This is a genomic window from Kribbella sp. NPDC059898 (assembly GCF_042730855.1).
In the GTDB taxonomy this organism is placed as follows: Bacteria; Actinomycetota; Actinomycetes; order Propionibacteriales; family Kribbellaceae; genus Kribbella.
Genome location: NZ_JBHWKR010000020.1, coordinates 18,583 through 44,931 on the forward strand (window position 1 = coordinate 18,583; position 26,349 = coordinate 44,931).

Annotated in this window: 27 protein-coding genes and 1 riboswitch; of the genes, 17 read left to right on the plus strand and 10 right to left on the minus strand. The window is 70.3% G+C overall.

All coding sequences use genetic code 11. From position 1 onward, the window contains the following. Nucleotides 1-75: 75 nt before the first annotated feature. Nucleotides 76-537, minus strand: a complete 462-nt coding sequence (locus tag ACFV9C_RS39570) for a CHAP domain-containing protein (RefSeq protein ID WP_380202210.1) — start codon at nucleotides 535-537, stop codon at nucleotides 76-78. Nucleotides 538-730: 193 nt separating this feature from the next. On the opposite strand from ACFV9C_RS39570, the gene ACFV9C_RS39575 reads away from it, so the two are divergent. Continuing rightward, nucleotides 731-1,375, plus strand: coding sequence for an NBR1-Ig-like domain-containing protein (locus tag ACFV9C_RS39575; RefSeq protein WP_380202212.1), 645 nt, complete (start codon nucleotides 731-733; stop codon nucleotides 1,373-1,375). Here ACFV9C_RS39575 and ACFV9C_RS39580 read toward each other — a convergent pair. Beyond that, nucleotides 1,372-1,869, minus strand: coding sequence for a GbsR/MarR family transcriptional regulator (locus ACFV9C_RS39580; protein ID WP_380202214.1), 498 nt, complete (start codon nucleotides 1,867-1,869; stop codon nucleotides 1,372-1,374). The two genes, ACFV9C_RS39575 and ACFV9C_RS39580, sit on opposite strands and share 4 nt — an antisense overlap. Before the next feature lie 80 nt (nucleotides 1,870-1,949). On the opposite strand from ACFV9C_RS39580, the gene ACFV9C_RS39585 reads away from it, so the two are divergent. The 6 genes from ACFV9C_RS39585 to ACFV9C_RS39610 all read left to right on the plus strand — a co-directional run bounded on the left by ACFV9C_RS39585 (nucleotide 1,950) and on the right by ACFV9C_RS39610 (nucleotide 7,601). Then, nucleotides 1,950-2,861, plus strand: a complete 912-nt coding sequence (locus tag ACFV9C_RS39585) for an ATP-binding cassette domain-containing protein (RefSeq protein ID WP_380202216.1) — start codon at nucleotides 1,950-1,952, stop codon at nucleotides 2,859-2,861. Beyond that, entirely contained in the window at nucleotides 2,858-4,456 is a 1,599-nt protein-coding gene (locus ACFV9C_RS39590; protein ID WP_380202218.1) for an ABC transporter permease, read from the plus strand. The genes ACFV9C_RS39585 and ACFV9C_RS39590 overlap by 4 nt, the downstream gene beginning before the upstream one ends. An 84-nt stretch (nucleotides 4,457-4,540) precedes the next feature. Then, nucleotides 4,541-4,921, plus strand: a complete 381-nt coding sequence (locus ACFV9C_RS39595; RefSeq protein WP_380202220.1) for a PPOX class F420-dependent oxidoreductase — start codon at nucleotides 4,541-4,543, stop codon at nucleotides 4,919-4,921. Further along, nucleotides 4,911-6,110 (plus strand): precorrin-6y C5,15-methyltransferase (decarboxylating) subunit CbiE, encoded by a 1,200-nt coding sequence (gene cbiE, locus ACFV9C_RS39600; RefSeq protein WP_380202222.1) that lies wholly within the window; start codon nucleotides 4,911-4,913, stop codon nucleotides 6,108-6,110. Before ACFV9C_RS39595 ends, cbiE begins: the two co-directional genes overlap by 11 nt. A gap of 16 nt (nucleotides 6,111-6,126) precedes the next feature. Next, nucleotides 6,127-6,867 carry a precorrin-4 C(11)-methyltransferase gene (cobM, locus tag ACFV9C_RS39605; protein ID WP_380202224.1) on the plus strand — a complete coding sequence of 247 codons (741 nt, stop codon included), beginning with the start codon at nucleotides 6,127-6,129 and terminating at the stop codon, nucleotides 6,865-6,867. Further along, nucleotides 6,864-7,601 (plus strand): cobalt-precorrin-6A reductase, encoded by a 738-nt coding sequence (locus ACFV9C_RS39610; protein ID WP_380202226.1) that lies wholly within the window; start codon nucleotides 6,864-6,866, stop codon nucleotides 7,599-7,601. Before cobM ends, ACFV9C_RS39610 begins: the two co-directional genes overlap by 4 nt. Here the strand turns inward: ACFV9C_RS39610 and ACFV9C_RS39615 are convergent. Continuing rightward, nucleotides 7,553-8,287, minus strand: coding sequence for a TetR/AcrR family transcriptional regulator (locus tag ACFV9C_RS39615; protein ID WP_380202228.1), 735 nt, complete (start codon nucleotides 8,285-8,287; stop codon nucleotides 7,553-7,555). The two genes, ACFV9C_RS39610 and ACFV9C_RS39615, sit on opposite strands and share 49 nt — an antisense overlap. A 79-nt stretch (nucleotides 8,288-8,366) precedes the next feature. Between ACFV9C_RS39615 and ACFV9C_RS39620 the strand changes: the two genes are divergently transcribed. Then, a complete protein-coding gene (locus ACFV9C_RS39620) occupies nucleotides 8,367-9,215 on the plus strand; it encodes an SDR family oxidoreductase (RefSeq protein WP_380202230.1) in 849 nt (282 codons plus the stop codon). 110 nt (nucleotides 9,216-9,325) lie between these two features. Next, nucleotides 9,326-9,991, plus strand: coding sequence for a ribulose-phosphate 3-epimerase (rpe, locus tag ACFV9C_RS39625; protein ID WP_380202232.1), 666 nt, complete (start codon nucleotides 9,326-9,328; stop codon nucleotides 9,989-9,991). Here the strand turns inward: rpe and ACFV9C_RS39630 are convergent. Next, nucleotides 9,956-11,155, minus strand: coding sequence for an MFS transporter (locus tag ACFV9C_RS39630; RefSeq protein WP_380202234.1), 1,200 nt, complete (start codon nucleotides 11,153-11,155; stop codon nucleotides 9,956-9,958). The two genes, rpe and ACFV9C_RS39630, sit on opposite strands and share 36 nt — an antisense overlap. A 35-nt stretch (nucleotides 11,156-11,190) precedes the next feature. On the opposite strand from ACFV9C_RS39630, the gene ACFV9C_RS39635 reads away from it, so the two are divergent. After that, entirely contained in the window at nucleotides 11,191-11,991 is an 801-nt protein-coding gene (locus ACFV9C_RS39635; RefSeq protein ID WP_380202236.1) for an HAD-IIA family hydrolase, read from the plus strand. On the opposite strand, the gene ACFV9C_RS39640 is transcribed toward ACFV9C_RS39635, so the two are convergent. The 6 genes from ACFV9C_RS39640 to ACFV9C_RS39665 form a co-directional block, all read right to left on the minus strand. Then, nucleotides 11,988-12,728, minus strand: coding sequence for a polysaccharide deacetylase family protein (locus ACFV9C_RS39640; protein ID WP_380202238.1), 741 nt, complete (start codon nucleotides 12,726-12,728; stop codon nucleotides 11,988-11,990). The two genes, ACFV9C_RS39635 and ACFV9C_RS39640, sit on opposite strands and share 4 nt — an antisense overlap. A 116-nt stretch (nucleotides 12,729-12,844) precedes the next feature. Beyond that, nucleotides 12,845-13,507, minus strand: coding sequence for a polysaccharide deacetylase family protein (locus ACFV9C_RS39645; RefSeq protein WP_380202240.1), 663 nt, complete (start codon nucleotides 13,505-13,507; stop codon nucleotides 12,845-12,847). Between the two features lie 53 nt (nucleotides 13,508-13,560). After that, nucleotides 13,561-14,298: an amino acid ABC transporter ATP-binding protein gene (locus ACFV9C_RS39650; protein WP_380202242.1), complete on the minus strand. Its 738-nt coding sequence runs from the start codon at nucleotides 14,296-14,298 to the stop codon at nucleotides 13,561-13,563. Beyond that, entirely contained in the window at nucleotides 14,285-15,019 is a 735-nt protein-coding gene (locus tag ACFV9C_RS39655; protein WP_380202244.1) for an amino acid ABC transporter permease, read from the minus strand. Before ACFV9C_RS39655 ends, ACFV9C_RS39650 begins: the two co-directional genes overlap by 14 nt. Beyond that, the gene (locus tag ACFV9C_RS39660) at nucleotides 15,019-15,861 is read right to left on the minus strand and encodes an ABC transporter substrate-binding protein (RefSeq protein WP_380202246.1); all 843 of its coding nucleotides are present in this window, start codon (nucleotides 15,859-15,861) and stop codon (nucleotides 15,019-15,021) included. Before ACFV9C_RS39660 ends, ACFV9C_RS39655 begins: the two co-directional genes overlap by 1 nt. A 143-nt stretch (nucleotides 15,862-16,004) precedes the next feature. Next, a complete protein-coding gene (locus tag ACFV9C_RS39665; RefSeq protein WP_380202248.1) occupies nucleotides 16,005-16,841 on the minus strand; it encodes a helix-turn-helix domain-containing protein in 837 nt (278 codons plus the stop codon). A gap of 142 nt (nucleotides 16,842-16,983) precedes the next feature. On the opposite strand from ACFV9C_RS39665, the gene ACFV9C_RS39670 reads away from it, so the two are divergent. The 7 genes from ACFV9C_RS39670 to ribH all read left to right on the plus strand — a co-directional run bounded on the left by ACFV9C_RS39670 (nucleotide 16,984) and on the right by ribH (nucleotide 26,345). After that, complete coding sequence (locus ACFV9C_RS39670; RefSeq protein ID WP_380202250.1) at nucleotides 16,984-19,059, plus strand: VWA domain-containing protein; 2,076 nt, start codon at nucleotides 16,984-16,986, stop codon at nucleotides 19,057-19,059. A gap of 1,181 nt (nucleotides 19,060-20,240) precedes the next feature. Further along, nucleotides 20,241-21,800, plus strand: coding sequence for a protein kinase (locus ACFV9C_RS39675; protein WP_380202252.1), 1,560 nt, complete (start codon nucleotides 20,241-20,243; stop codon nucleotides 21,798-21,800). A 188-nt stretch (nucleotides 21,801-21,988) separates the two neighbouring features. Then, a riboswitch (FMN riboswitch) is annotated at nucleotides 21,989-22,121 on the plus strand. A gap of 199 nt (nucleotides 22,122-22,320) precedes the next feature. Further along, nucleotides 22,321-23,331, plus strand: a complete 1,011-nt coding sequence (ribD, locus tag ACFV9C_RS39680) for a bifunctional diaminohydroxyphosphoribosylaminopyrimidine deaminase/5-amino-6-(5-phosphoribosylamino)uracil reductase RibD (protein ID WP_380202254.1) — start codon at nucleotides 22,321-22,323, stop codon at nucleotides 23,329-23,331. Continuing rightward, on the plus strand, nucleotides 23,332-23,961 hold the full coding sequence (locus ACFV9C_RS39685; RefSeq protein WP_380202256.1) for a riboflavin synthase: 630 nt from the start codon (nucleotides 23,332-23,334) through the stop codon (nucleotides 23,959-23,961). It begins immediately after the preceding gene. Beyond that, entirely contained in the window at nucleotides 23,958-24,632 is a 675-nt protein-coding gene (gene pnuC, locus ACFV9C_RS39690) for a nicotinamide riboside transporter PnuC (protein ID WP_380202258.1), read from the plus strand. Before ACFV9C_RS39685 ends, pnuC begins: the two co-directional genes overlap by 4 nt. Nucleotide 24,633: 1 nt before the next feature. Beyond that, on the plus strand, nucleotides 24,634-25,872 hold the full coding sequence (locus ACFV9C_RS39695) for a bifunctional 3,4-dihydroxy-2-butanone-4-phosphate synthase/GTP cyclohydrolase II (RefSeq protein ID WP_380202260.1): 1,239 nt from the start codon (nucleotides 24,634-24,636) through the stop codon (nucleotides 25,870-25,872). Then, nucleotides 25,872-26,345, plus strand: a complete 474-nt coding sequence (gene ribH, locus ACFV9C_RS39700; protein ID WP_380202262.1) for a 6,7-dimethyl-8-ribityllumazine synthase — start codon at nucleotides 25,872-25,874, stop codon at nucleotides 26,343-26,345. The genes ACFV9C_RS39695 and ribH overlap by 1 nt, the downstream gene beginning before the upstream one ends. The last annotated feature ends 4 nt before the right edge of the window (nucleotides 26,346-26,349 follow it).

The window sequence follows — 26,349 nt, forward strand, 5'->3', positions numbered from 1 at the left end:
GGAACCAAAACGCGCCGGTGTTGTCGCAGTGGGCAACGGCGCCCGCGGGGCGGTCGGGCGCCGCTGCCCGGGGCGTCAGAAGTTGGGCTGTGCCCAGCCGAGGTAGTTGGAGAAGTACGGCAGGGCGCGCTTGCCGATCGCGCCGCTCACGCTGGTGGCCCAGAAGTTGCCGTCGCCGGTGGCGACACCGACGTGTCCGTAGGAGCTGATGTTCCAGAACACCAGCGCGCCCTTCGGCGGGTTCGTGTCACCCTTGTGCGCGGCGCCGCGACGTACGGCGTCGTTCCAGTTCGCGATGGCCGACGCGTAGACGCCGGTCGTGCCGTACGCGTTCTCGACGGCCTTCTCGCAGTACCCCTGGTACGCGGTGGATCCGTTGCGGGCGGCAAACCAGTTGATCGCGTCGTCGGCGCGGGACTGCGGGCTGACGACAGTGGTGGTTGCTGTGACGGTCGGGGCGGCGGTCGCGGGCAGGGCGGCGCCGCCGAGGGCGGTCAGGCCGAGTGCGGCGATGGCGGTCAGTCGTGCGAGCTTCATGACGGTTGCCTTTCACTCTGTGTTGCGTGGGGCGGTCTGTTACTTTGTGCAGACAATCAGAGCGTGACCGAATTGTCGCAGTGGGCAACGGAAATCAGTCACTGCGATTTGGTACTTTGAGTAGGTAAGTGACGGCGAGAGCGGAGAGTGCGCCGTGCGCCCAGCCCAGGCCAGATACGTCATCGGAGCGCGCATGCGGGAGCTGCGCGAGGCCGCCGGAGTGCCGCTGACCCGCGCCGCCGCCGAGTCGGGCTGGGACAAGGGCCACCTGTCCCGCGTGGAGCGCGGCCACACCAAGCCGAGCCGCGAGCTGATCGAGTGGTACGACGACTCGTTCGGCGCGAACCAGGCCCTGGTGAACCAGCTGACCGAGCTCGACGCAGCCGTCCGGGCCGGTCGCGACATGTCCCAGCGGGACCTGCGCCGGCACGTCCAGCCGGTGCTGCTCGGCGGCTCGGTCCCGATCGACCACCATCCGGACGACCGGGCGGAGCTGGTGGGGGAGACGGTCCCGGACGGTACGCAGGTGTGTCGCGACGCGACGTTCGAGAAGACCTGGGTGATCCGCAACAGCGGCGAACGGCCGTGGTGCGACCGCTGGCTCACCCGCCAAGGCGTTCCCGGTACGCCGGGACGCCTGCGGTCACCGACGCGCGCCCCGGTACCGGATGCGACGCCGGGCGACATCGTCACGGTCAGCATGACGCTGCAGGCGCCGCCGCAGGTCGGTGCCTCGACCGCCTACTTCAAGCTCACCGACGAGGCCGGCCGGCTGTACTACCCGGGCCTGGAGTCCCCGCCCATCTACTGCACGATCCTCACCGTCTACGAGCTCTAGTACTCCGCGTCGAGTTCCGCGTCGAGCTCGGCCTTGCGTTTGATCCAGCGTTCGCTGAGGCCCTTGACCTCTTCGTTGACGAAGTCGATGAAGCCGAGCGAGACGCGGATCCGGCGGTGCGCCTCGGTGCCTTCGCCGGCGGCGTCCAGGACCTTGCGCAGCGATTCGGACCAGCGGCCGAGTGAGGCGTCCTCGGTCATCATCGTCTGGTACCACGCGTCGTCCTGGACGACGTACACATCGCGGCGGCTGCCGGGCTCGCGTTCCCGGGTCGCCAGCCGGAGCTGGAGCAGGTAGTTGACCGCGCCGGAGACGGCGGCCGGGCTGGCCTGCAGCTGCTCGGAGAGTTCGGCGGCGGTCATCCGGCCGGACACGCTCGACAGGATCGCGGCGAACGTCCGGCCGGCCATCCGCGGCCATCCTGTGTCGGCCAGCAGGTTGCCGAACTGCTCGGTGTACCGCTTGACGGCATCGTCGTCTCGATGTGCACTCACCGCCCCATCATCCCCTCTGTGCTGTGAGCAAGGCGTTAGGAAGATTCACAATCTTCTGAACACAGTGTACGTTATGAATCATGACATCAGCCATCGTGGTCTCCGGACTGCACAAGTCGTACGGAAGTACGCACGCCCTCGACGGTCTCGACCTGGAGGTCGCGACCGGTGAGGTGCACGGGTTCCTCGGCCCGAACGGCGCGGGGAAGTCCACCACCATCCGTGTCCTGCTCGGGCTGCTGCGGGGTGACGCCGGCGATGTCTCGTTGCTCGGCGGCGATCCCTGGCACGACGCCGCCAAGCTGCACCGGCGGCTCGCCTATGTCCCCGGTGACGTCAACCTCTGGCCGAACCTGACCGGCGGCGAGGTGATCGACCTGCTCGGCCGGCTCCGCGGCGGGCTGGACGAGAAGAAGCGCGACGACCTGCTCCGCCGGTTCGACCTGGACCCGACCAAGAAGGGCCGGACGTACTCGAAGGGCAACCGGCAGAAGGTCGCTCTGGTCGCGGCGCTCGCGTCGGACGTCGAGCTGCTGATCCTGGACGAGCCGACCTCCGGCCTGGACCCGCTGATGGAGGAGGTGTTCCGGCAGGTCATCGAGGAGGACAGGCGCGAGGACCGCACGGTGCTGCTGTCCAGCCACATCCTGTCCGAGGTCGAGGCGCTGTGCGACCGGGTGAGCATCATCCGCCGCGGCAAGGTGGTCGAGACCGGCACGCTGTCCGAGCTCCGGCACCTGACCCGTACGTCGATCCACGCCGAGCTGGCCGCATCGCCGAACGGCCTGGCGCAGCTGCCCGGCGTGCACGATCTCGATGTCGAGGGCAACCGGGTGCGCTGCGAGGTCGACACCGCGCAACTCGACGCGGTGATGCGGCAACTGTCGGCGAGCGGCATCAAGAGCCTGGTGGCGCAGCCGCCGACGCTCGAGGAGCTGTTCCTCCGGCACTACGAGAACGACGTCGCGGAACCCGAGGCGGCGCTGCGATGAACGACTTCGTCGGTACCGGGACGCTGGTGCGGCTCGCGCTGCGCCGCGACCGGTTGCTGATCCCGATCTGGATCATCGTCTTCGTGATGTCGGCGGCCGGCTCGGCCAAGGCGTCGATCAGCCTGTACTCCGACCACAACGCGCTGGCCGAGGCCGCGCGTACGTCGAACGCGTCGCCCGCCCTGGTCTCGCTGTACGGGCGGATCTTCGACGAGTCCTCGCTCGGGGAGGTCTCGCTGTTCAAGCTGACCGCGTTCGGTGCGCTGCTCGTCGGCCTGCTCGCGGGCATGCTCGTCGTACGGCACACCCGGACCGAGGAGGAGTCCGGGCGGCTGGAGCTGCTCAGTGCCGGCGTACTCGGTCGGTACGCCGCTTTGACCGCCGGGCTGATCGTGTCCGCGGCCACGGTCATCGTGCTGGGGCTGGTGACCGCGCTGTCGCTGATCGGTAGCGGGCTGGACGCCCAGGGCTCGTTCGCGTTCGGGCTGATGTGGGCGGCGGCAGGCCTGTCGTTCGCCGGTGTCGGTGCTGTGACCGCACAGGTCACCGAAAGCGCCCGGGCAGCGAACGGCCTGACCGCTGTGGTGCTAGGTGTTTCCTACGTACTGCGCGCGATCGGCGACTCGTCTTCGGACGGCAGCACGGGGTGGGTGTCGTGGCTGTCTCCCATCGGCTGGTCCCAGCAGGTCCGTGCGTTCGCCGGTGACCGGTGGGCCGTCCTGCTGGTGCCGTTGGTGTTCGTGGTCGTGATGGTGGCTGCGGCGACCGCACTGATCCGGCGGCGCGATCTTGGCGCCGGTCTGGTGCGGCCGCGGCCCGGTCCGCCGCGAGCAGCCGCTTCGTTGCGGTCGCCGCTTGCACTTGCCTGGCGGTTGCACCGTGGCTCCTTGGTCGCTTGGGGATTCGCGTTCCTGCTGCTGGGGCTGCTGGTCGGCAACATCGCCAGCAACGTCGACGGTTTCGTCACCAGCGAGAGCGCGAAGGAGATGGTGCAGAAGCTCGGCGGTGTCCAGGGCATTACGGACGCGTTCCTGGCCACCGAGATGGGCGTGATGGGGCTGCTGGCGTCTGCGTTCGGCATCCAGGCTGCGTTGCGGCTGCGCTCGGAAGAGACTGCGCTGCGGGCGGAGCCGTTGCTGGCGACCGGTGTGACGCGCGCACAGTGGCTGGCGAGCCACGTGCTGATGGCACTGCTCGGCACCGGCGCACTGATCCTGGTTGCAGGTCTTGGGTCCGGGGTCTCCAGCGGGGCGTCGCTTGGCAACATGGGGCGACAGGTGCCGCGGATGCTGGCCGCAGCCGCCGTACAGCTGCCCGCGATCTGGCTGGTGACGGCATTGGTCGTCATCCTGTTCGGGCTGGCGCCGAAGCTGGTCACCGCGGGGTGGGGGCTGTACGGGATCTTCCTGCTGATCGGGCAGTTCGGCGAGATCTTCAACCTGCCGCACTGGGTGATCAACCTCAGCCCGTACGGCCACACGCCCCGGCTGCCCGGCGGTGACTTCTCCGTCACACCGGTGCTCTGGCTGACCGCGATCGCCGCCGCGCTCACGCTGGCCGGATTCGCCACGTTCCGGCGGCGCGACATCGGCTGACTCTCGAGCAGCGCTGGTCTGAGGGGTCCAGCGCTCACAGGCCCGCCCGGCGAGGTACCGGGCGGGCCTGTCTACGATCGCTAGGTGTTGAGTGAGCAACTGGCCGGGTTCTGGACCGAGCGGCACCTGTGCGTGCTGAGCACGGTCCGGGCCGACGGGACCGTCCATGCGACGCCGGTAGGCGCCACCCTTGATGCCGAGGCCGGCGTACTGCGGGTGATCTGCTCAGGTACGTCGTACAAGGCGCGGACGATCCGCCGGCTGGGGGAGGCCTCCGTGGCGGTGACGCAGGTGGACGGGCGCCGCTGGAGCACGCTGGAAGGCCGGGCCGTCGTCAGCGACGACCCCGCCGACGTCCTGGACGCCGAAACCCGCTACGCCAAGCGCTACAAACAGCCCCGCCCGAATCCCCAGCGCGTAGTCATCCACATCACGATCACCAAGGCCCTCGGCAATGCCGGCTGACCCGCTCACCGTCATCGGCATCGGCCCCGACGGCTGGCCAGGCCTGACCTCCGCCGCTCAGGCAGCCCTCACAGCAGCCGAGGTCGTCCTGGGCAGCCCTCGCCAACTTGCCCTCCTCCCACCCGCTTCGGGTGCAGAGCGTGTGGCGTGGCCTTCGCCTCTGTCCGAGGGTTTGCCTCGGCTGCTGGAGGAGCACCGTGGTCGCCGGGTCTGTGTGCTGGCCAGCGGTGACCCCACCTTCCACGGCATCGGTACGACGCTGGTCCGCCTCCTCGGCGCCGACGCCGTACACGTCATCCCGCATCCGTCCAGCGTCTCCCTTGCCTGCGCACGCCTCGGCTGGCCACAAGACCAAGTGCAGGTGGTCAGCACGGTCACCAACCCCGTAGACCGCCTGCACCCGCACCTCCAGCCGAACCGCCGCTTACTGATCCTCAGCCGCACCGCACAGACCCCAGCCGCGGTCGCACAGCTGCTGGTAGCCCGCGGCTACGGCAACAGCACCTTCACGGTCCTGGAGCAACTGGACGGGCCAGCCGAACGCGTCCGCACCACAACTGCCGCCGACTGGTCCCACGACGTCGACCCCCTCAACGTGATCGCCGTCCACTGCCCACCCGACGCTCCGGTGCTCTCCACCGTCCCCGGCCTCCCCGACGACGCGTACGAGCACGACGGCCAGCTCACCAAACGCGAAGTACGCGCGGTGTCCCTCTCCCGCCTAGCGACTGTACCCGGGCAGCTCCTCTGGGACATCGGCGGCGGCGCCGGCAGTATCGCGATCGAATGGTCGCGCCATCACCCCACCTGCCGGGCCATCGCCATCGAGCGCGACCCCACCCGCGCCAAACGCCTCGAACGCAACGCGACCGCGCTGGGCGCCGCGGTCACCGTGGTCGAAGGGGCCGCCCCGGCAGCCCTTGAAGGTCTCGAATCACCTGATGCGATCTTCATCGGTGGCGGCGCCACCGCTGCAGGTCTGTTCGACGCCTGCTGGAGCGCCCTCGGTCCCGGCGGCCGGCTGGTCGCGAACGGGGTCACGCTGGAGACGGAGGCGCTCATCATCCAGTGGTACAAGACGTTCGGCGGCGACCTGGTCCGGCTGGACGTGCAGCGCGCGTCAGCGATCGGCACGATGACCGGCTGGCGCCCCGCCCTGCCCGTCACCATCTGGAGCATCACCAAATGACCGGGAGAGCTGTCGCATGACTGTGCACTTCATCGGCGCCGGACCCGGCGCGGCCGACCTGATCACCGTCCGCGGGCGCGACCTGATCGCCTCGTCGCCGGTCTGCCTGTACGCCGGTGCGCTGGTCCCGGTCGAACTCCTCGACCACTGCCCACCCGGCGCCCGCACGATCGACACCGCGAACCTCACCCTCGACGAGATCATCGCCGAACTCGCCGCCGCCCACACCGCCGGCCACGACGTCGCCCGCCTGCACTCCGGCGACCCGTCCGTCTTCAGCGCGATGGCCGAACAACTCCGCCGCCTCGACGCCCTCCGGATCCCGTACGACGTGACGCCCGGAGTCCCGGCGTACGCCGCCGCGGCCGCAACGCTCAACCGCGAGCTGACCGTCCCCGAACTCGGCCAGACCGTCGTCCTCACCCGCATCGGCGGCAGCGCCAGCGCGATGCCGCCCGGTGAGGACCTGGCCACCCTCGGCGCGAGCCGCGCGACGATCGTCCTGCACCTGGCCGTGCAGCAGATCGACCGGGTCGTCGCCGAGCTGGTCCCGAACTACGGCGCCGACTGCCCGGTCGCGGTGGTCGCCCGCGCGTCCCGCGACGACGAGGTCGTGCTCCGCGGCACGCTCGCCGGCATCGCAGACCAGGTGAAGTCCGCGGGCATCCGCCGTACCGCGGTGATCATCGCCGGGAAGGTGCTGTCGGCAACGGCCTTCCGGGACAGCCACCTGTACTCGGCCGACCGCACGCGATGAGGATCCTGCTGCTCGGCGGTACCGGCGAGGCCCGCGAACTGGCCCGGCTGCTGGTTGCCGACGGCATCGAGGTGATCTCGTCCCTGGCCGGCCGAACCACCTCCGCTCGCCTGCCTGAAGGAGAGGTCCGCGTCGGCGGCTTCGGTGGAGTCGACGGCCTGATCGCCTGGCTGGAAACGAATCCTGTCGACGTCGTGGTGGACGCCACGCACCCGTTCGCCACCCAGATGACCGCCAACGCCGCGGCCGCCACCACCCAGCTCGGCATCCCCTTGCTGGTGCTGGATCGCCCGAGCTGGACCTCCGGAGACAACTGGCACTGGGTCGATACGGCTGCGGCCGCTGCGGAGCTGCTTCCCCGGATCGGATCCCGGGTGTTCGTGACGATCGGCAGGCAGGGCCTCGACGCCTTCGCGTCGACCGGCCTCTGGACCCTCGCGCGCTGCGTCGACCCACCCGAGCCGCGGCCGGCCTGGTGTGAGCTCCTCCTTGCCCGCGGCCCCTTCTCCGTGACGGACGAGCTGCAACTCCTGATGCAGCACCGCATCGACGTACTCGTCACCAAGAACAGCGGCGGCCCCGCCACCGCCGCGAAGCTCGAAGCCGCTCAGCAGCTGCGCCTACCGGTGGTCGTCATCCGTCGGCCACCGCTGCCCGCCGGCCTCGACGTCGTGACCTCACCCGCTCAGGCGTTCGCCTGGGTGATGCGAGAGAGCCATTCGCCGAGCACGTGACGCTCGCCGTCCGTGAGCATCTCCAGCTCCGGCAGGTTCGCCCGCAGCGCGTTGGCCGCCCCGCTCGCACCGTCGCCGCCCGGCTTGCTGCCGCGTCGGCGATCTGGCCCCAGGTCGTCCGCCGTCGCGATCGCCGCAACGACCGCGTCGAACATCGCGTCCGCCAACCGCGCGTCGCGACTCTCCTCGGGCGTGGCGAGCAGTGTGAGTACGGCGCCTGAGCCGGCCGCCTGCACCATCTCCGCCGCCAGTTCCTCCGTCACACGCAGTTGGCCGGCGGCCGCCAGGTTGCGGATGCGCGTACGCAGGATCGCGAGCCCGGCCTCCGCCGCCGCGGGACGTTTGCCCGGCTGCATGTCGGCGTACATCAGCAGGAACAGCTCCCGGTTCGCCAGGCCGAACCCGACGTGCAGATACCAGCCCGCACGGAGGTCGGCGATCGGGTCCGCTGTCGGGTCGAGCGGCGGCTTCTCGGCGAGGTACTTCGCGAAGCCGTGCTCGAGCACTGCCTGCAGCAGCCCGTTCTTGTCGCCGAACAGGCGGTAGATCGTCGGCGCCTGCGTACCGGCCGCGGTCGCGACGGCCCGCGTCGACACCGCGTCCCGCCCGCCGGTCGCAAGCAGCCCGGCCGCGACCTCGACGATCTGCGCGCGCAGCTCGTCGCGACTGTTCGTGCTCTCGTCCACGGACGCAACCGTAGCGCTTGGCCAGACTTGTTTCCAGTGATAACGTTCTTGCGTTTCCACTGATAACAAGGAGTTGTTCATGATCATCGTTACCGGAGGTACCGGCCGGCTCGGGCGGGCCGTTGCCGAGCGTCTCGCCGAGTTGGTCCCGGCCGGCCAGTTGGGCGTCAGCGTCCGGGACCCTGAGAAGGCGGCGGATCTCGCCGCCCGCGGGATCCGGGTACGGCGCGGGGACTTCGACGATCCGGAGGCGCTCGCGGTCGCCTTCGAAGGCGCTGACCAGGTGCTGATCGTGTCGGGGCCGGCCGACCCGGCGCCGCACCGGGTCGCGATCGAGACCGCGAAGGCGGCCGGCGCCTCGCGCATCCTCTACACCAGCCACCAGGCCGCGAACCTCGACTCGCTGTTCGTCGCCACCCGCAGTCATGCCGCGACCGAGCAGGACCTGGCGAATTCCGGCGTACCGTTCACCGCGCTGCGCAACGGGTTCTACGCGAGTACGCCGGTGTATCTGCTGCGCTCGGCGCTGGAGACGGGGGAGTTGATCGCGCCGGAGGACGGTCCGTTCTCGTGGACCGCGCACCGGGATCTGGCCGACGCGGCGGTGGTCGCGCTCACCGATCCGGCGCGCCTCGACGGGGTCACGCCGGCGTTGACGGGTCCCGACGTACTCGACTATGCCGAGGTGGCCGCGCTCGCGTCGGAGCTGACCGGGCGGAAGATCACCCGCGTGACGGTGCCGGACGAGGAGTGGAAGCAGGCGGCGCTCGGGCGCGGGATGCCGGAGTTCCTGATCGACCTGACGCTCGGGATCTTCCAGGCCGCCCGGCGCGGCGAGTTCGCGGTCGTCGACCCCACCCTGCCGAAGATCCTCGGCCGCCCGGCCACCACGATCCGCGAGGTCCTCGCCGCCGAGCTCGCCGGGTGAGGTCCGTGGGGCTTGCCGGGTGAGGTCCGCGGGGCTTGCCGGGTGAGGTCGGCCACCTCTCGGGCTCACCGCCTTCCGGGCCCGGGGTGCGTGCTCGATAGATTGACGCCATGGGGATTCAGATTGCGCCGAGCATCCTGTCCGCCGACTTCGCGCGGCTGGCCGACGAGGCGGTGGCCGTGTCGAACGCGGACTGGCTGCACGTCGACGTGATGGACAACCACTTCGTGCCGAACCTGACCCTCGGGATGCCGGTGGTCGAGTCGCTGGCGAAGGCGACGGACAAGCCGCTCGACTGTCACCTGATGATCGAGGACCCGGACCGCTGGGCGCCCGGGTACGTCGAGGCCGGCGCGTCCAGTGTCACGTTCCACGCCGAGGCCTGCCGTGCCCCGATCCGGACCGCGCGGGAGATCCGCGAGAAGGGCGCGCGGGCCGCGATGGCGCTGAAGCCCGCGACCCCGATCGAGCCGTACGAGGACCTGCTGTCCGAGCTCGACATGATCCTGATCATGACCGTCGAGCCCGGGTTCGGCGGGCAGAAGTTCCTCGACGTGTGCGTGCCGAAGATCCGCCGCACCCGCGAACTGCTCGACAAGCACGGCCTGGACCTGTGGATCGAGATCGACGGCGGCATCTCCGTCGAGACGATCGAACGCTGCGCGGAGGCGGGCGCCGACGTGTTCGTGGCCGGCTCGGCGGTGTACGCCGCCGACGACCCGAACGCGATGGTCGAGGAACTACGCGGTCTCGCGGAGCAGGTCAGCAGCCGGTAACTCCTCCACCTCCGGCGGCACCCGGAGCAGCAGCACCGTCGCGAGCACCGCGAGTACGGCGGCCAGGAGCCACACGTACCGCACGCCGAAGCCGTCGATGATCGCACCGGCGACCGCGGCTCCGATCGCCCCGCCGCCGGTTGCCGCACCGCTCATCCACCCGAAGGCCTCGGTCTTCGCCACGTCCGGGGTCAACGCGCCGAGCCGTCCGTACAGCGCACCGATCGCCGGCGCCAGCGTCAGCCCCGACACGGCCAGCGCGATCCCGAGCGACACCGACGACCAGGTCGCGAACACGCACAGCAGCATCCCGACCGCGACGAGCGCGGCCCGGCGCCACAGGTGCGACGTCCCGCGACCCGGCAGCGCACCCGCGATCACGCCGCCGACCAGGCTGCCGAACGCCCAGACCGTCTCGAAGACGCCGGCGAGCAAGCGCTGCCCGTGGTCGTCGGCGAACGCGACGATCGCCAGCGAGATCCCGTTGAACGACATGATCCACAGGCCGAACGCGAGGATCAGCGGCAACCGGTGCCGATGCCAGAGCAACTGCCGCGTGGTCAGCCGCGTGTGAGCCCGCGGACCGTGCTCCAGCGGCCTGGGTTGTCGGAGCACGTACCACCAGATGAAGACGGCCGACATCGCCGCCGCGAGTAGGACCCCCAGGCGCGGGTTGGCGATGCTGACCACGGTTGCCCCGAGCATCGGCCCGACCATGAACAGCAACTCCTGCGTCGTCGCGTCCACGGAGTACGCCGTACGTAAGGCGGGACCGTCGACGACGCGCGGCCAGGCGGCGCGCAACGTCTGCGACACCGGTGGTACGAGCGCACCGGCGACCACCGTGAGCAAGGGCAGGAGCCGGTACTGACCCGCGGGCAGCAGGGCGATCGCCAGCAGCGCCAAGCTCCAGCCGATCCCGGTCACCAGCAGTACGCCGCGCGGCCCGCGACGGTCGGCCGTCCGCGACCACAGCGGCCCGGCGATCGCCGTACCGACCGAGTAGGCGCTCGCGACGACACCGGCCCACTGGAACGATCCGCTGGCGTCCTTCGCGAGGAACGCGATGGGCACCGTCGTGGCCAGCATGGGCAGCCGAGCGAGCAGCGAGGACACAAGCAGCGGAACCACGCCGCCCGCGCGCCACAAGTCTCGATAACCCATGTCGAGATGCTCCCCCAAGCCACCGACAATTTACGATGAGCAGCGTGACCGAGCCCAAACCGGTGGATACCTGGCTGACCGACATGGACGGCGTCCTCGTGCACGAGGAGCGCGCGATCCCCGGCGCCAGCGACTTCATCGCGGCGCTGCAGGCGTCCGGCAAGAAGTTCCTCGTCCTCACCAACAACTCGATCTTCACCCCGCGCGACCTCCGCGCCCGGCTGCTGGTGGCCGGCATCGACATCCCGGAGACGTCGATCTGGACCAGCGCGCTGGCCACCGCCCAGTTCCTCGACGACCAGCGCCCGGGCGGTACGGCGTACGTGATCGGCGAGGCCGGCCTGACCACGGCGCTGCATGAGATCGGGTACGTGCTGACCGAACGCGACCCGGACTACGTCGTCCTCGGCGAGACCCGGACGTACTCGTTCGAGGCGATCACCAAGGCGATCCGGCTGATCGCCGACGGCGCGCGGTTCATCGCGACCAACCCGGACCCGACCGGCCCGTCCCAGGAGGGCCCGCTGCCCGCGACCGGCTCGGTGGCCGCGCTGATCACCCGCGCGACCGGCGTCGCGCCGTACTTCGTCGGCAAGCCGAACCCGCTGATGATGCGCAGCGCGCTGAACCGGATCGAAGGGCACTCAGAACATACCGTGATGATCGGCGACAGAATGGACACGGACATCATCAGCGGTCTGGAGGCGGGCCTGCGCAGCGTGCTCGTCCTGTCCGGGTCGACCGGCGAGCACGAGGTCGAGCGGTTCCCGTACCGCCCGACCCGGATCGTCGCCTCGATCGCCGACGTCGTACCGCTGGTGAGTGCGCTGTCCTAGCAGGTCAGGGTGCGGAACCCGTACCCCTGCGCCGTGAGCGCCTTCAGGATCGCGGGCAGCGCGGCCACCGTCTGCGCGCGGTTGCCGCCGCCGTCGTGCATCAGGATCACCGAGCCGCTGTGCACGTTCTTCACCACCCGCTGCACGATCGCCGCCGTACCCGGCTTGGTCCAGTCGCGCGAGTCGACCGTCCACACCACCAGGTCCTTGTGCAGTTGACGGGCCCGTTGCCGGACGGTCGCGCTCACCCCGCCGTACGGCGGCCGCAGGCAACCCGGCGTACTGCCGATCTGGGCGCGGATCACCTGGTCCGTCGACGCGACCTCCTGCTGGAACCTGGCCGCGGTGAGCTTGCGCAGGTCGCCGTGGTCCCAGGTGTGGTTCTGCACGCTGTGCCCGGCCTCGTGGATCCGCTTGGTCAGCTCGGGATGCTTGCGCACGTTCTGACCGACCTCGAAGAACGTCGCCTTGGCGTCGTACTTCGCGAGGACGTCGAGCACCTTCGGGGTGTACTCGGCGTCCGGTCCGTCGTCGAACGTCAGTACGACGTACTTCGTCGGCAACGGCTTCGGGCTGGGCACGACGGCAGCCGGGGCCTCGGCGGCCGGTGTGGGCGTGACGGGCTTGGCGGGTGACCTCGCGGCCGCGACCACGACCGTACCGATCACCGCGCTCACCAGCATCATCATCGCCAGGCCGACGGCCCTGTTCCCCGCACGCGTCAAGCGAACAGCCATGTTCCCCCCAGGGCGGTGGGTGGTCACTTCCTCACCCGACCAACCCTCGGTGAACTGCCGGCGAAAGCCAGCGGCCACGCCGCTTACGCCTCAACAATTCACGGATACCGGACGCCTCAGGTGCAGGACATCGTGGTGAACGAGAAGCCGCGGGCCTTCAGGGTCCGCAGGATCGCCGGCAGCGCGGCCACCGTCTGGCTGCGGTTGCCGCCGCCGTCGTGCATCAGGATCACCGAACCGCTGTGCACGTTCGCGAGCGCCCGGCGCACGATCACCGACGTTCCCGGGCGGGACCAGTCGCGGGTGTCGATCGTCCAGACCCGGATCTTCTTGCCGAGTAGCGCGGCACGGTGCGCCTCCAGCTTGTTCGTCCCGCCGTACGGCGGCCGCAGGCAGTGCGGGGTGTACCCGGTCTGCGTCCGGATCACGCGATCCGCGGTGAGGACCTGCGACCTGAACACCGGCCACGACACATGCCGCAGATCCGGGTGCGACCAGGTGTGGTTCTGCACGCTGTTGCCCTGCTGGTAGACACGCCGCGTGTACGCCGGGTAGCGCCGTACGTTCTGCCCGATCTCGAAGAACGTGGCCCTGGCACCGTAGGCGCGAAGAATCTTCAGGACCTGCGGCGTGTACGTGCTCGGGCCGTCGTCGAACGTCAGATAGACGTACTTCGGCGTCCGGGCCTCAGTGGTGGCGGCCGCGGTGGCTCGGGGCATCAGCCCGACCGCGACCGCTCCGATGGCGAGCATTGCGACCAACAACCGGCGTACAGGCATGGCTACCCCCAGGTGCGGCGTCAGACCTCCATCGTGCGCCGCGACCGGCTCACTCAGAGCACCTGCGACAGGAACTGCCGAAGCCGCGGCGACTCGGCCGCCCCGAAGATCTTTTCCGGTACGCCGGACTCGACCACGACGCCCTGGTCCATGAACGCGACCTGGTCCGCGACCTCGCGGGCGAACCCCATCTCGTGGGTGACCACGACCATCGTCATCCCGGCGCCGGCGAGGTCGGCCATCAGCGCGAGCACGCCCTTCACCAGCTCCGGGTCGAGCGCGGACGTCGCCTCGTCGAACAGCATCACCTCGGGCCGCATCGCCAGCGCCCGGGCGATCGCGACCCGCTGCTGCTGACCGCCGGACAGGTTCCCGGGACGCGCGGTCGCCTTGTGTGCCAGGCCGACCAGCTCGAGCTGCTCACGCGCCGCCGCCCGCGCGGACTCGGTGTCGAGCTTCTTGATCTTGCGCAGTGGCAGCGTGATGTTGTCGAGCACGCTCTTGTGCGGGAACAGGTTGAAGTGCTGGAACACCATCCCGATCCGGCGGCGCAGCACGTCCGGGTCACCCCGCAGTACCGACTCGCCGCCCAGCTTCACGTCGCCCGCGTCCGGCTCGAGCAGCCGGTTGACCGCGCGCAGCAACGTGGACTTCCCGGACCCCGACGGGCCGATCACGCACGCGGTCCGCCCGGCCGGTACGGCGAGGTCGACGCCGCGCAGCACCTTGTTGCTGCCGAACGCGAGCTCGACGCCGCTGACCTCAAGGCTCGCGCCCTCAACGTGCCGCATGCTCGACCTCCTCCACCGGACGCCCTTCGCGGAGCCGCTTGTCGAAGTGGTTCACCAGGTGCGTCAGTGGCACCGTCATCACCAGGTAGAAGATGCCCGCGAGCAGCAACGGCGACAGGTTGCCGTTGGTCGCGGCCGCGTCCTGACCGATCCGGAACAGCTCACGCTGACTCGCCAGCAGGCCGAGGAAGTACACCAGGCTGGAGTCCTTCACGAGCGCGATGAACTGGTTCACCAGCGCCGGCAGCACCCGCCGGACCCCTTGCGGAATGACGACCAGCCGCATGCCGCTGGGGTAGCTGAACCCGAGCGCGCGGGCCGCCTCGAGCTGGCCCTTCTCCACGCTCTGGATCCCGGAGCGGAAGATCTCCCCGATGTACGCGGCGGCGATCAGCGAGAGCGCGAGGATGCCGAGCGGGTACGGGTTCGGGCCCCACCAGTGCCGGGTGATGGGGGAGAGGCCCTGGCCGATCAGCAGGATCGTCAGGATCGCCGGCAGGCCGCGGAAGATGTCGGTGTAGATCTTCGCCGGCCAGCGCAGCCAGCGCTTCCGGGACAGGGCGAGGACCGCCACGACCATGCCGAGCACCGTGCCCAGCACGACCGAGGCGGCCGCCAGGATCAGCGTGTTGACCAGCCCGACCTTCAGCATCTCGGGCAGTACTGCCTTCATCGACTCCCAGTCGAGGAAGGTGTCACGCAGGGTGGACCAGATGTCCATCAGGCTTTGGGGGCCGTGAACTTGACAGACCCGCTGCCCGGCTTGAAGTTCGCCGGTACGGCGCGGCCCGGGTAGTACTGCTCGACCAGCTTGGTCCAAGTGCCGTCGGCGATCACCTCGTCGAGCGCCTTGTTGACGGCCTCGCGGAGCTTGTCGTTGTTCTTCGCGACCGCGAACGCCATCGGCGCGTCACTCAGCTCCTTGGCGGCCAGGATCACCGTGCCGCCGCCCTGTTCCTTGGCCATCTTCTCGCCGATCTCGGCGGGCGAGACCCAGGCGTCCGCCGTACCCGCCTTGAGCTGGCCGAGGGCGGCGTTGTAGTTCGGCACGCGGACCGGGTTCAGGCCCTTCTGCGTCGCGTAGTCGTCCTGGACGGTGCCCTGGACCACCACGACGCGCTTGCCGGGCAACTGGTCGAACTTCGTGATGCCGCTGTCCTTGGTCGTGTTGAGGCCGAGGTAGCCGAAGTCGTAGCCGTTGCTGAAAGCAACCGTCTTCTTGCGGGCCTCGGTGACCGTGATCGACGAGCTGCCGAGGTCGAACTGGCCGCCGTTCACCTGCGACAGCAGCGCCGAGAAGTCGGTGCCGACGAACTCGGGCTTCAGGTTCAGCTTCGCCGCGACCGCGGTGATCAGGTCGTTGTCGAACCCGGTGAACTTGCCGTCCTTCACGTACACGTTCGGCGGCGCGTCGGTCAGCGTCCCGATCCGCAGCGTGCCGGCCTGCATCAGCCCGAGGTCCGGGCCGGCCGCGGAATCCTTCTTGTCGCTGCCGCAGGCAACCATCGCCGCCGCCAAGGTGATAGCCCCGACCATCGCGACAACCCGCCGAAACGCACGCACAACTGTCTCCTCACACCGTCAACGAACGCAGGGCGATCGGCCCTGCCGAGGCAACCCAACACGAGTGTTCGTGGTTCGTATTCCAGTGCGACAAGGCGTGAGACGGCGGCCAAAGTCGAGTCGGCCTGTGCTATATCAGATGGTCAGCCGTGATGCGTCTCATAGTGCACGAGGGCCTCGGCGGTTCGGCCGGTGCCATAGGCAAGCAGTAGGTCGGCGACGGCCGGCGACTCCTTGGCCGCCGCCACCGCCGCCCGCTGGATCTCGGTGGCGGACGCGACCTCGCGGAACAGGTCCTGGATCGCTCGAACGACGGCGCGCGCCGGGACGTCCGGCAGCGCCGTCGCCCACGCGGCGGCGGCTGCCTCGGCGGACAGCCCGGTGGGTGAGGCGAAGGCGGTCGGCAACCCGGCGCCCGGACCGACTCCCGCGCCCGGACCGACTCCCGCGCCCAGGCCGACTCCCGCGCCTGGACCGGCTCCCGCGCCCGGGCCGGCTCCCGCGCCTGGACCGACTCCCGCGTCCTGGCCGACCCCCGCACCCGGAGCGACCCCCGCGCCCGGACCTGCTCCGGTGCCTGTCGTCACGCCGGCGCCGGCTACCTGTGCTCCCGTCCGCAGCGGTGTGCTGCCCTGTGCGTCAAGCCGGCGGAGGTGACCGGTGGTCGGGCTCGGGTAGGCGCCGGTGGCCGCCCGGATCCCGTCCAGCTCGCCCGCGATCTCCGTCGGCTCGATCCCGCCGGCCACGGCCAGGTCCGCGAGCTCGGACACGGCCCGCAGCCGGGACACCACCGCCGGGTTGCCGATCTTCACCCGCTGGGCGCTGACCAGCTGGGAGAGCATCGGCGCGGACAGCCCGATCACCTGGGCGAGACCGCCCTGGGTCAGTCCGAGCGCCTGGGTGACCCGCCGCACCACGTCGCCCAGCGGCTCGCCGTACAACTCGACCTGTTGCTTCAGGTTCTGCGTGCTCTGTTCCATCCTCGTGCTCCCTCGCCGGGCATCCGTTGGCACCTGCAAAGATCTTCGCACTTGCGAACGGCAAATGCCAGTGTGAATCGGCTTGACATTTGCGATCGCAAACTGAGAGTGTTTGCGGCAGCGAATCCCACTGGAGGAAACGATGACGACTCACCATCGACACCGCCGCCCGGCGGTGCTGGCGCTTCTCGCCATCACACTGACCGCGCTGCTCGCCGGTCTGGCGGCGCCGGCAGCCCAGGCCGACCCCGACCCAGGCACCGGCAAGCTGGTCCTGGTGCTGGACTCGTCCGGCTCGATGAAGGAGCCGGCCGGCGACGGGACGACGAAGATCGCCGCGGCCCGGACCGCCCTGACCCGGGTGGTCGGCAAGCTGCCCGCGGATGCGCAGGTCGGCCTCCGCGTCTACGGCGCCACCGTGTTCAAACGCGGCCAGGCCGGTGCGTGCACCGACACCCAGTTGACCGTCCCGATCGGCGCCGGCAACCGGCCCCAGCTCCAGGCCGCGATCGCGAAGTACCAGCCGTACGGCGAGACTCCGATCGGCTACGCGTTGCAGCAGGCCGCGAAGGACCTCGGTCCGACCGGCCAGCGCACGATCGTGCTGGTGTCCGACGGCGAGGCCACCTGCGCGCCGGATCCGTGCGTGGTCGCGCAGTCGATCGCCAAGCAGGGCATCGACCTGAAGATCGACGTCGTCGGATTCCGCGTCGGCGGCAAGGCGCGCAGCCAGCTCCAGTGCGTGGCCCGCGAAGGCCGCGGCGACTACTACGACGCCGACTCGACGATCGACCTCGAGGCCGGGCTGGGCAGGCTGTCCACCCGGGCGTTCCGGCCCTTCCGGATCTCCGGCACCCCGGTGCACGGAGCGCCGCAGCAGGAGGGCGCGCCGGTGCTTGCCCCGGGTCACTACTCCGACACGTTCGGGGTCGACGACACCTCGAAGCACTACCTGATCAAGCGCACCATCAAGGGCTCGACGCTGCGCGCCGGGGTCAGCTTCCGGCGTCCGTCGGGCGGCAGCCTGGTGATCCAGACCGAGGTCCGGCTGAACACGACGGACGGTGAGAACTGCGGCTGGAGTTACCCGCGCAGCTTCGACGGCGATCAGGGGCTGGCGACCGGGACAGCCTCGAGTTGGTCCAAGTTCGACAGCAAGAGCACCAAGTGTTCGGATCCGGACCAGATGGTGCTCACGGTGAATCCGGGCAAGGATTTCCGGGAGCTGAAGGGCGTTCCGTACGAGCTGCGCATCGACGAGGAGCCGCCGGTCGACTCCACGACCAGCCTCCCGGCGGCGGCGACCGACCCGGTCTGGACCCCCATGAACGGGTCCACCCCGCGCGAGATCGTTCCCGGTTCGAGCTTTGCGGACGCCGCCGTGGTCCAGCCCGGGACGTACAAGACGACTCTGATGCCGGGCGAGCTCCAGCTCTACAAGGTGAAGGTCGACTGGGGCCAGCGGCTGCAGGTGCAGGCGACAGTCCCCGAGATGGCCGGTGCGACCGCCGAAGCGCTCGACGGCATCCGGTACCTCGACGCTGCACTGATCTCGCCGATCGGTGAGGACGTGTACGCGGTCTTCGCGAAGAACGTGCCGGGCGGGGGGTACAAGCGCGGTGTGCTGACCAAGCGCGGCCTGGTCAAAGCGGTCACGACCAAAGAGGTCCGGTACCTGAACCGCAACGGCGCCAACGACCAGGACACCGGCACCTCCGTGCCCGGCGAGTACTACCTCGCTGTGTCGCTGACCCGGAAGACCGACGACAAGGCCTTCACGATCCCCCTCAACCTCACCATCGCCACGGTCGGCGCCGCCGGCACCGGCAAACCGCAGTACGTCGACGACGCGACGCCGGTCTCGGGAGAGACCGTGACCCCGACCCCGAGCGAGACGCCGAGCGCGTCCCCGTCGCAGTCCACCGAACCAACCAACTCCGGCGACAAGACCGAGGCCGGCGCCCCCGTCGCCGGCCGCTCCGACAATGACAGCGGCACGCCGATCGCCCTGATCGCAGGCCTCTCCGGCGGCGGCGTACTACTCCTCCTGATCGGCCTCCTCCTAGTGCTCCGCCTACGCCGCACCCCCGCCACACACCAACCGTCGCAATACCCAGGAGCCCAGCCCCCGCGCGCACCGCAGCCACCCAACGGCCCCCACCACCCAGGAGCCCAACACCCGAACGGACCGCACTACCCGAACCAACCTCCACGCTGAGCACCACCTGCCTCGACGAGCCCCGGCCCCTCACCAGGCCGGGGCTCGTCCTGTCTGTCTGCCGGGTCGGCCCGCAGGTGTGTCCTGCACGCACGTGCGGCGGCTCGGCCGTTGGTTCGCCTCGGACCCGCGCGCCGTCGGCGAGCGGGCCGCAGTTCCCGAACCAGCCACCGAGCTGAGCACCACCTGCCTCGACGAGCCCCGGCCCCTCACCAGGCCGGGGCTCGTCCTGTCCGTCTGCCGGGTCGGCCCGCAGGTGTGTCCTGCACGCACCTGCGGCGGCTCGCCGGTTGGCTCGCGTTGAACCCGCGCGCCGTCGGCGAGCAGACCGCAGTTCCCGAACCAGCCTCGGAGCTGAGCACCACCTGTGTCGACGAGCTCCGGCCCCTCACCTGGCCGGGGCTCGAGCTGTCTGTCTGCCGGGTCGGCCCGCAGGTGTGTCCCGCAGTCACCTTCGGCGGCTCGGCAGTTGGCTCGCGTCGAACCCGCGCGCCGTCGGCAAGTAGACCGCAGTTCCCGAACCAGCCACCGAGCTGAGCACCACCTGCCTCGACGCGCCCCGGCCCCTCACCTGGCCGGGGCTCGTCCTGTCTGCCGGGTCGGCCCGCAGGTGTGTCTCGCAGGCAACTGCGGCCGCTGGGCAGTTGGCTCGGTGGGTGAAGCCGATGCGTGAGGGGGCAGCAGCCGGGCGGACCGCAGTACCCGAACCAGCCTCCGCGCTGAGCACCATCTGTGTGTTGGCGAGCCCCAGCCCCTAGAACTCAAGCACCTGGCCGAGGCTCGTCCTGCATCTCAGCCGGGTCGGCCCGCACCCCGCAGTTGTCCGCGGCGGCTCGGCAGTTGGCTCGGTGGGTGGGATTAATGCGCGTGGGACCGGCGGGCCGAGGCGGTGGTGCTGGAGTGTGGGGCGGGCGGCTTGGGGTGGTGGGGGGAGCCGGATGACTTGGGTGGTGATCGGGGCGCGGGGGTGGGCGGGCTGACGTGGTGCTTCGGGGTGCGGGGCGTCCGGGGTCCAAGTGGGGTACGGCCGGGCGGGGTTGAGGTGGTGCTTGGGTGGGTTGGGGTGGTGTTGGGGGTGTGGGTTTGGGTGGGGCGAGGTGGTGTTGGGGATGTGGGGTTGGGTGGGGTGAGGTGGTGTTCGGGGTGCGGGGTCGGACGGGGGAGGAGGTAGGTTCTGGGCGGTGGAGGCGTTTGCGGGGCGGTTTCGGCTGATCGATCTGATCGGGATCGGCGGCATGGGGTCGGTCTGGCGGGCGTGGGACCTGCGGCGGTCGACGTACGTGGCCGCGAAGGTTCTCGGGCAGCACGACGCCGCGACGCTGCTGCGGTTCGTCCGGGAGCAGTCGCTGCGGATCGAGCACCCGCACGTGATCGCGCCGCACGGGTGGGCCGCGGACGACGACAAGGTCGTGTTCGCGATGGACCTGGTCCGGGGCGGTTCGGTGGCGACCCTGCTCGGCGACCACGGCCCGCTGCCGACGGCGTACGTCGCCGTACTGCTGGATCAACTGCTGCACGGGCTGTCCGCCGTACACGCCGCTCGGGTCGTACACCGCGACGTGAAACCCGTCAACGTCCTGCTGGACGTCACCGGTACCGGCCGCCCGCACCTGCGCCTGTCGGACTTCGGCGTCGCCGGCCTCCTCGACGAGCCCCGGATGACCCGCCAGAGCATGATCCTCGGCACCCCCGGCTACCTGGCCCCCGAACAACTGGCCGGCGCCGACCCCGACCCCCGCCAGGACCTGTACGCCGTGGGCGCCGTAGCCGCCGAACTCCTCACCGGCGAACGCCCGACCCTCGACGGCACCCTCCCGCTCGCCGACGGTCCGCTCGCCGACTTCATCCTGCACCTCACCGCCGCCGACCCGTCCAACCGCCCCACCTCGGCCGCAGCCGCCGCCCAACTCCTGTCCGCCGCCACCTCAAACCTTCCCAGCACCTGGCCCGCAACCCCCGACGCCCCCGAGGTCTTCGACCAACTTCCGCCCCTCCCAGCCCCCTGGACCCCCACCGGCCCCCAATCAGCCACCACCCCACCTTCCACCCGCGCGCACCAACCTCACTTCACCCCACCAACCGCCCCAGCCACCCCGGAGCCGATTGCCCCACCGGATCCGGCAGGCGCCGACGGATCAACCACACCAGGCGCGGGCGAGGCACCTGCCGCATCGGGTCTACCTACTACACCTGCCGCACTGGGCGCTTCAGGTGCCCCGCCAGTTGCTGCGCCAGGTGCGGTTGCTCCGGCGGGCGGGTCGGGCGTGCCGGCGGGAACCGCTCTTGCAGGTGCGCCGGGTGAGGTTGGTGTACGGGGTGCGGCTGGTGAGCCGGGTGCGGTTGCTCCGCTGGATGAGGTCGGTGGGCGTGCTGCGGTTGCTTCGTTGGGTGAGGTGGGTGGGCGTGCTGCGGTGGATGCGCCGGGTGGAGTGGGTGCGCCGGGTGCGGCTGGTTCGTCGGGTGGGGTGGGTGGGCCTGGTACGGGTGGTCTGTCGGGCGCTCCGGGTGGGTCGGGTGCGTCGGCGGGAACTGCTGCGTCGGGCGCGCCGGGTGGGGTGGGTGTACCGGGTACGGCTGCTGGGCCGGGTGCGGTTGGTTCGTTGGGTGGGGTCGGGGTGTCTGCTGCGTCTGCTCCAGCGGGGGTCGCCGGGCGGGGGCCGTGGTTGTGGTGGGTGGCGGGGGTTTGTTGGTTGGGGGCGGTGGGGTTGTTGGGGAGTGCTGTCTGGTTGTTGATTCGGTAAGTCGAGGGACGGCGCGCTGGCGGAGGGGGTCGGGTACTGGCCGCTGGTGCTGTCGGTCGCGGTGGGGTGCGTGGTCGCGGCGGTCGGCCTTGCCCTGACCCGGGAGGTCCGCCCGGTGGTCACGATGTGACCTGGGTCGTGGCGGGGGTTGGGGGAGGGGGCATACTTGAGGAACGAGTGAAACCCACTCGCGTGCTCCGGGGTCGGTGTAATTCCGAGCCGGCGGTGACAGTCCGCGACCCGTGACTTCGCAAGAAGGAGCGGTTGACCTGGTGGAATTCCGGGACCGACGGTGAAAGTCCGGATGGGAGGCGCACGCGGTCGGCGGGTGTGCTCTGGCGCCCGGCGGCGCGGAGCGTGGGCTGTGAGGCCCGCGGGACGCGGCGGCGAGGGTCCGGTGACGGGCCTGGCGCTGGGACCGGCGAGTTCCAGCGACGGCGGCGGAGCAGATGTGCCGAGCGAGGCCCCGGCAGCGCGTCCGTGACGACGAGGGGCCCGAGTAGTGAACGACGTGTCGCCGATGGATGTCGCCTGGATGCGGCGTGCCGTCGAGCTGGCCGCGCGTGGCACCGGCAGTACGCATCCCAACCCGGTCGTGGGTTGTGTGATCACCGCGCGCGACGGGCATCCGGTCGGCGAGGGCTTCCATGCCGTTGCCGGCGGCCCGCACGCGGAGGTCGAGGCGCTCCGGATGGCGGGCGACCGGGCCCGCGGCGGTACGGCGTACGTGACGCTGGAGCCCTGTAACCACACCGGCCGGACCGGGCCGTGCGCGGACGCGCTGATCGAGGCCGGCGTCGCGCGCGTGGTGTACGCCGTACCGGATCCGAACCGTACGGCGGCCGGCGGCGCGGACAAGCTGCGCAGCAAGAACCTCGACGTGGTCGAGGGCGTACTGCGGGCCGAGGCCGAGGCGGTCAACCACGTGTGGCTGCACAGCGTGCGGGTCGGGCGGCCGTTCGTGACCTGGAAGTTCGCGACCACGCTCGACGGGCGGTCCGCGGCGCCGGACCGGACGAGCAAGTGGATCACCGGCCCGCTGGCGCGCGCCGACGTGCACCGGCTGCGGGCGGAGTGCGACGCGATCGCCGTCGGTACGCAGACGGTCCTGGCCGACGACCCGGAGCTGACGGTCCGGGACGAGAACGACGTACCCGCGGCGCGGCAGCCGTTGCGGGTGGTGGTCGGCGATCGGGAGATTCCGCCGACCGCGCGGGTCCGCAACGACCGCGCGGAGACGTTGCTGCTGCCCACGCACGATCCCGCCGAGGTGCTCCGGCAGCTGGACGACCGGCAGATCCGGCACCTCTGGCTCGAAGGCGGCCCGACGCTGGCCGCTGCGTTCCTGCGCGCCGGGCTGGTCGACCAGATCGTCGCGTACGTCGCCCCGGCCGTGCTCGGTTCGGGGTACGCCGCGGTCGGCGATCTCGGCGCGGAATCGATCGACCACCTGCTGCGGTTCAACCTAGCGGACGTCACCCGCCTCGGCGACGACGTCCGGCTGACCCTGGTTCCTCTGGGAGGAAAGTAGATGTTCACCGGCATCATCGAAGAACTCGGCACGGTCGAGTCCCTGGACGTCGACGGCAACGCCGCCCGGCTCACGATCCGCGGCCCGCGGGTCACCGAGGACGCGGCGCACGGCGCGTCAATCGCGGTCAACGGCTGTTGCCTGACGGTCGTCGAGTACGGCGGTGGCGTGTTCACCGCGGACGTGATGCGCGAGACGCTGCAGCGCACCAGCCTCGGCGGCCTGGAGAAGGGCTCGCCGGTCAACCTGGAGCGGGCCGTCGCCGCGCACGAACGGCTCGGCGGGCACATCGTCCAGGGGCACGTCGACGGGACCGGCACGATCGCGTCGCGGACCCCCGGTGAGCGCTGGGAGGACGTCCGGATCGCGACCTCGCCGGAGATCCTGAAGTACGTCGCCGAGAAGGGCTCGATCGCGATCGACGGAGTGTCGCTGACGGTCACCGACGTCGACGACGCGACCGGGACGTTCGGCGTCAGCCTGATCCCGACGACGCTCGAGCTGACGGTGCTCGGCGCCAACAAGGTCGGCGACACGGTCAACCTCGAGGTCGACGTGATCGCGAAGTACGTCGAACGCCTGCTGACCGCGGGCGTCACCCCCTCTTCTGTTGCTGGAGGCAACAAGTGAACCCGATCACCTGGCTGCTGACCTCCCAGGTCACGATCGCCGGCTCGGCGGTGCTGGTCCGGGAGATCGTCGGCAACGTGTTCGGCCTGGCCAGCGCGCTGTTCGGGATGCGCCGGCTGGTTGCCGCGTGGCCGGTCGGCATCGTCGGCAACGTGCTGCTGTTCACGGTGTTCGTCGGCGGCATCTTCGACACCCCGCAGGACAAGGACCTCTGGGGCCAGGCCGGCCGCCAGGTGTTCTTCGCGATCATCAGCCTGTACGGGTGGTACCAGTGGTACCAGACCCGTCACAAGGGCGCCGCCCAGGCGGTCCAGCCGCGCTGGGCGACCACGCGCGAGCGGCTCGAATTGCTCGGGATCGGCATTGTCGTCTACGCGATCGCGTACTTCGTGCTGAAGGCGCTCGGCTCGTGGGGCCCGCAGTGGGACGCGTGGATCCTCACCGGGTCGATCCTGGCGACGTACGGGATGGCCCGCGGGTTCGTCGAGTTCTGGCTGATCTGGGTGGCCGTCGACGTGGTCGGCGTACCGCTGCTGGTGCAGGCGAAGTTCTACCCGTCGGCGACGATGTACGTCGTGTACGGGCTGTTCTGCGTACTCGGGTTCGCGTCGTGGTGGAAGATCCAGAACCGCGACCGGGCCGAAACCCCCGAAGCTGTGGTGGTGGGCTGAGATGGGAACCGTACTGAAGCTCGACACGATCGAGCATGCGATCGAGGAGATCCGGGCCGGCCGGCCGGTGATCGTGGTCGACGACGAGGACCGGGAGAACGAGGGCGACCTGATCTTCGCCGCGTCCAAGGCGACACCGGAGCTGCTGGCGTTCCTGATCCGGTACAGCTCCGGCGTGGTGTGCGTGCCGATGGAGGGCGCCGAGCTCGACCGGCTCGGGATCCCGTTGATGACGCCGCACAACCGCGAGCGGATGCGGACGGCGTACACGATCTCCGTCGACGCCCGCGACGGGATCAGTACCGGCATCTCGGCGGCCGACCGGGCGCGGACCATTCGGGTACTCACGGATTCGGCGTCGGAGTCGTACGACCTGGTGCAGCCGGGGCACGTCTTCCCGTTGCGCGGGCGCGACGGCGGCGTACTGGTGCGTCCTGGGCACACCGAGGCGTCGATCGACCTGGCCCGCCTCGCCGGGCTGACGCCGGCTGCGGTGATCTCCGAGCTCGTGAACGACGACGGGACGATGAAGCGCGGGCAGGACCTGCGCGAATTCGCGGACGAGCATGGGCTGGTGCTGGTGTCGATCGACGACCTGATCCGGTACCGGCGGCGGAACGAGACCCAGATCGAGCGGGTCGCGACCACGACACTGCCGACGCAGTACGGCGATTTCGTTGCCCACGGCTACCGCAACACGGTGGACGGGTCGGAGCAGCTCGCGCTGGTCCGCGGTTCGCTGGACGACGGGCCGACGTTGGTGCGGCTGCATTCGGAGTGCCTGACCGGGGATGTGTTCGGGTCGCTGCGCTGCGACTGCGGGCCGCAGCTGGACGAGGCGCTGCGGCAGGTGGCTGCCGAGGGCGGCGTTGTCGTGTACCTGCGCGGGCATGAGGGCCGCGGGATCGGGCTGCTGCACAAGCTGCAGGCGTACGAGCTGCAGGACGCCGGGCGGGACACTGTGGACGCCAACCTGGATCTCGGGTTGCCGGCCGACGCGCGCGACTACGGCACCGGGGCGCAGATCCTCGCCGACCTCGGCGTGAAATCGGTGCGGCTGCTGACGAACAACCCTGACAAGCTCGCGGGCGTGCAGGGGTATGGCATCGAGGTCGTCGAGCGGCGCGGGATCTCCATCGACCCGACCGAACACAACCTGCGTTACCTGCGTACGAAGCGCGACCGGATGGGCCATCATCTCCCCGATGGCCTGCTCACCGAAGAGAACGGAGCCGGCTGATGTCGGGCAGTGGAGCACCCACCATCGAGGTACCCCGCGTCGAAGGCGCCCGCGTCGCGGTCGTCGCCGCGCAATGGCATCCGAAGGTGACGGACGGCCTGCTGGCCGGTGCGCTGCGTGCGCTGGAGGACTCCGGGGTCACCGACCACACTGTCGTCCGCGTGCCTGGCTCCTTCGAGCTGCCGGTCGCGTCGCTGCACGCCGCCAAGGCCGGGTACGACGCGGTCGTCGCCCTGGGTGTGGTGATCCGCGGCGACACCCCCCACTTCGAGTACGTCTGCCAGGCGACGACCGACGGCCTCATGCAGGTAGGCGTGACCACCGGCGTACCCGTCGGCTTCGGCGTCCTCACCTGCGACAACGACCCCCAGGCCCTGGACCGCGCCGGCCTCCCCGACAGCCGCGAAGACAAGGGCTACGAGGCCACCCAAGCCGCCCTCTCCACCCTCACCGCCATCCGCCAACTGGGGTAGCTCA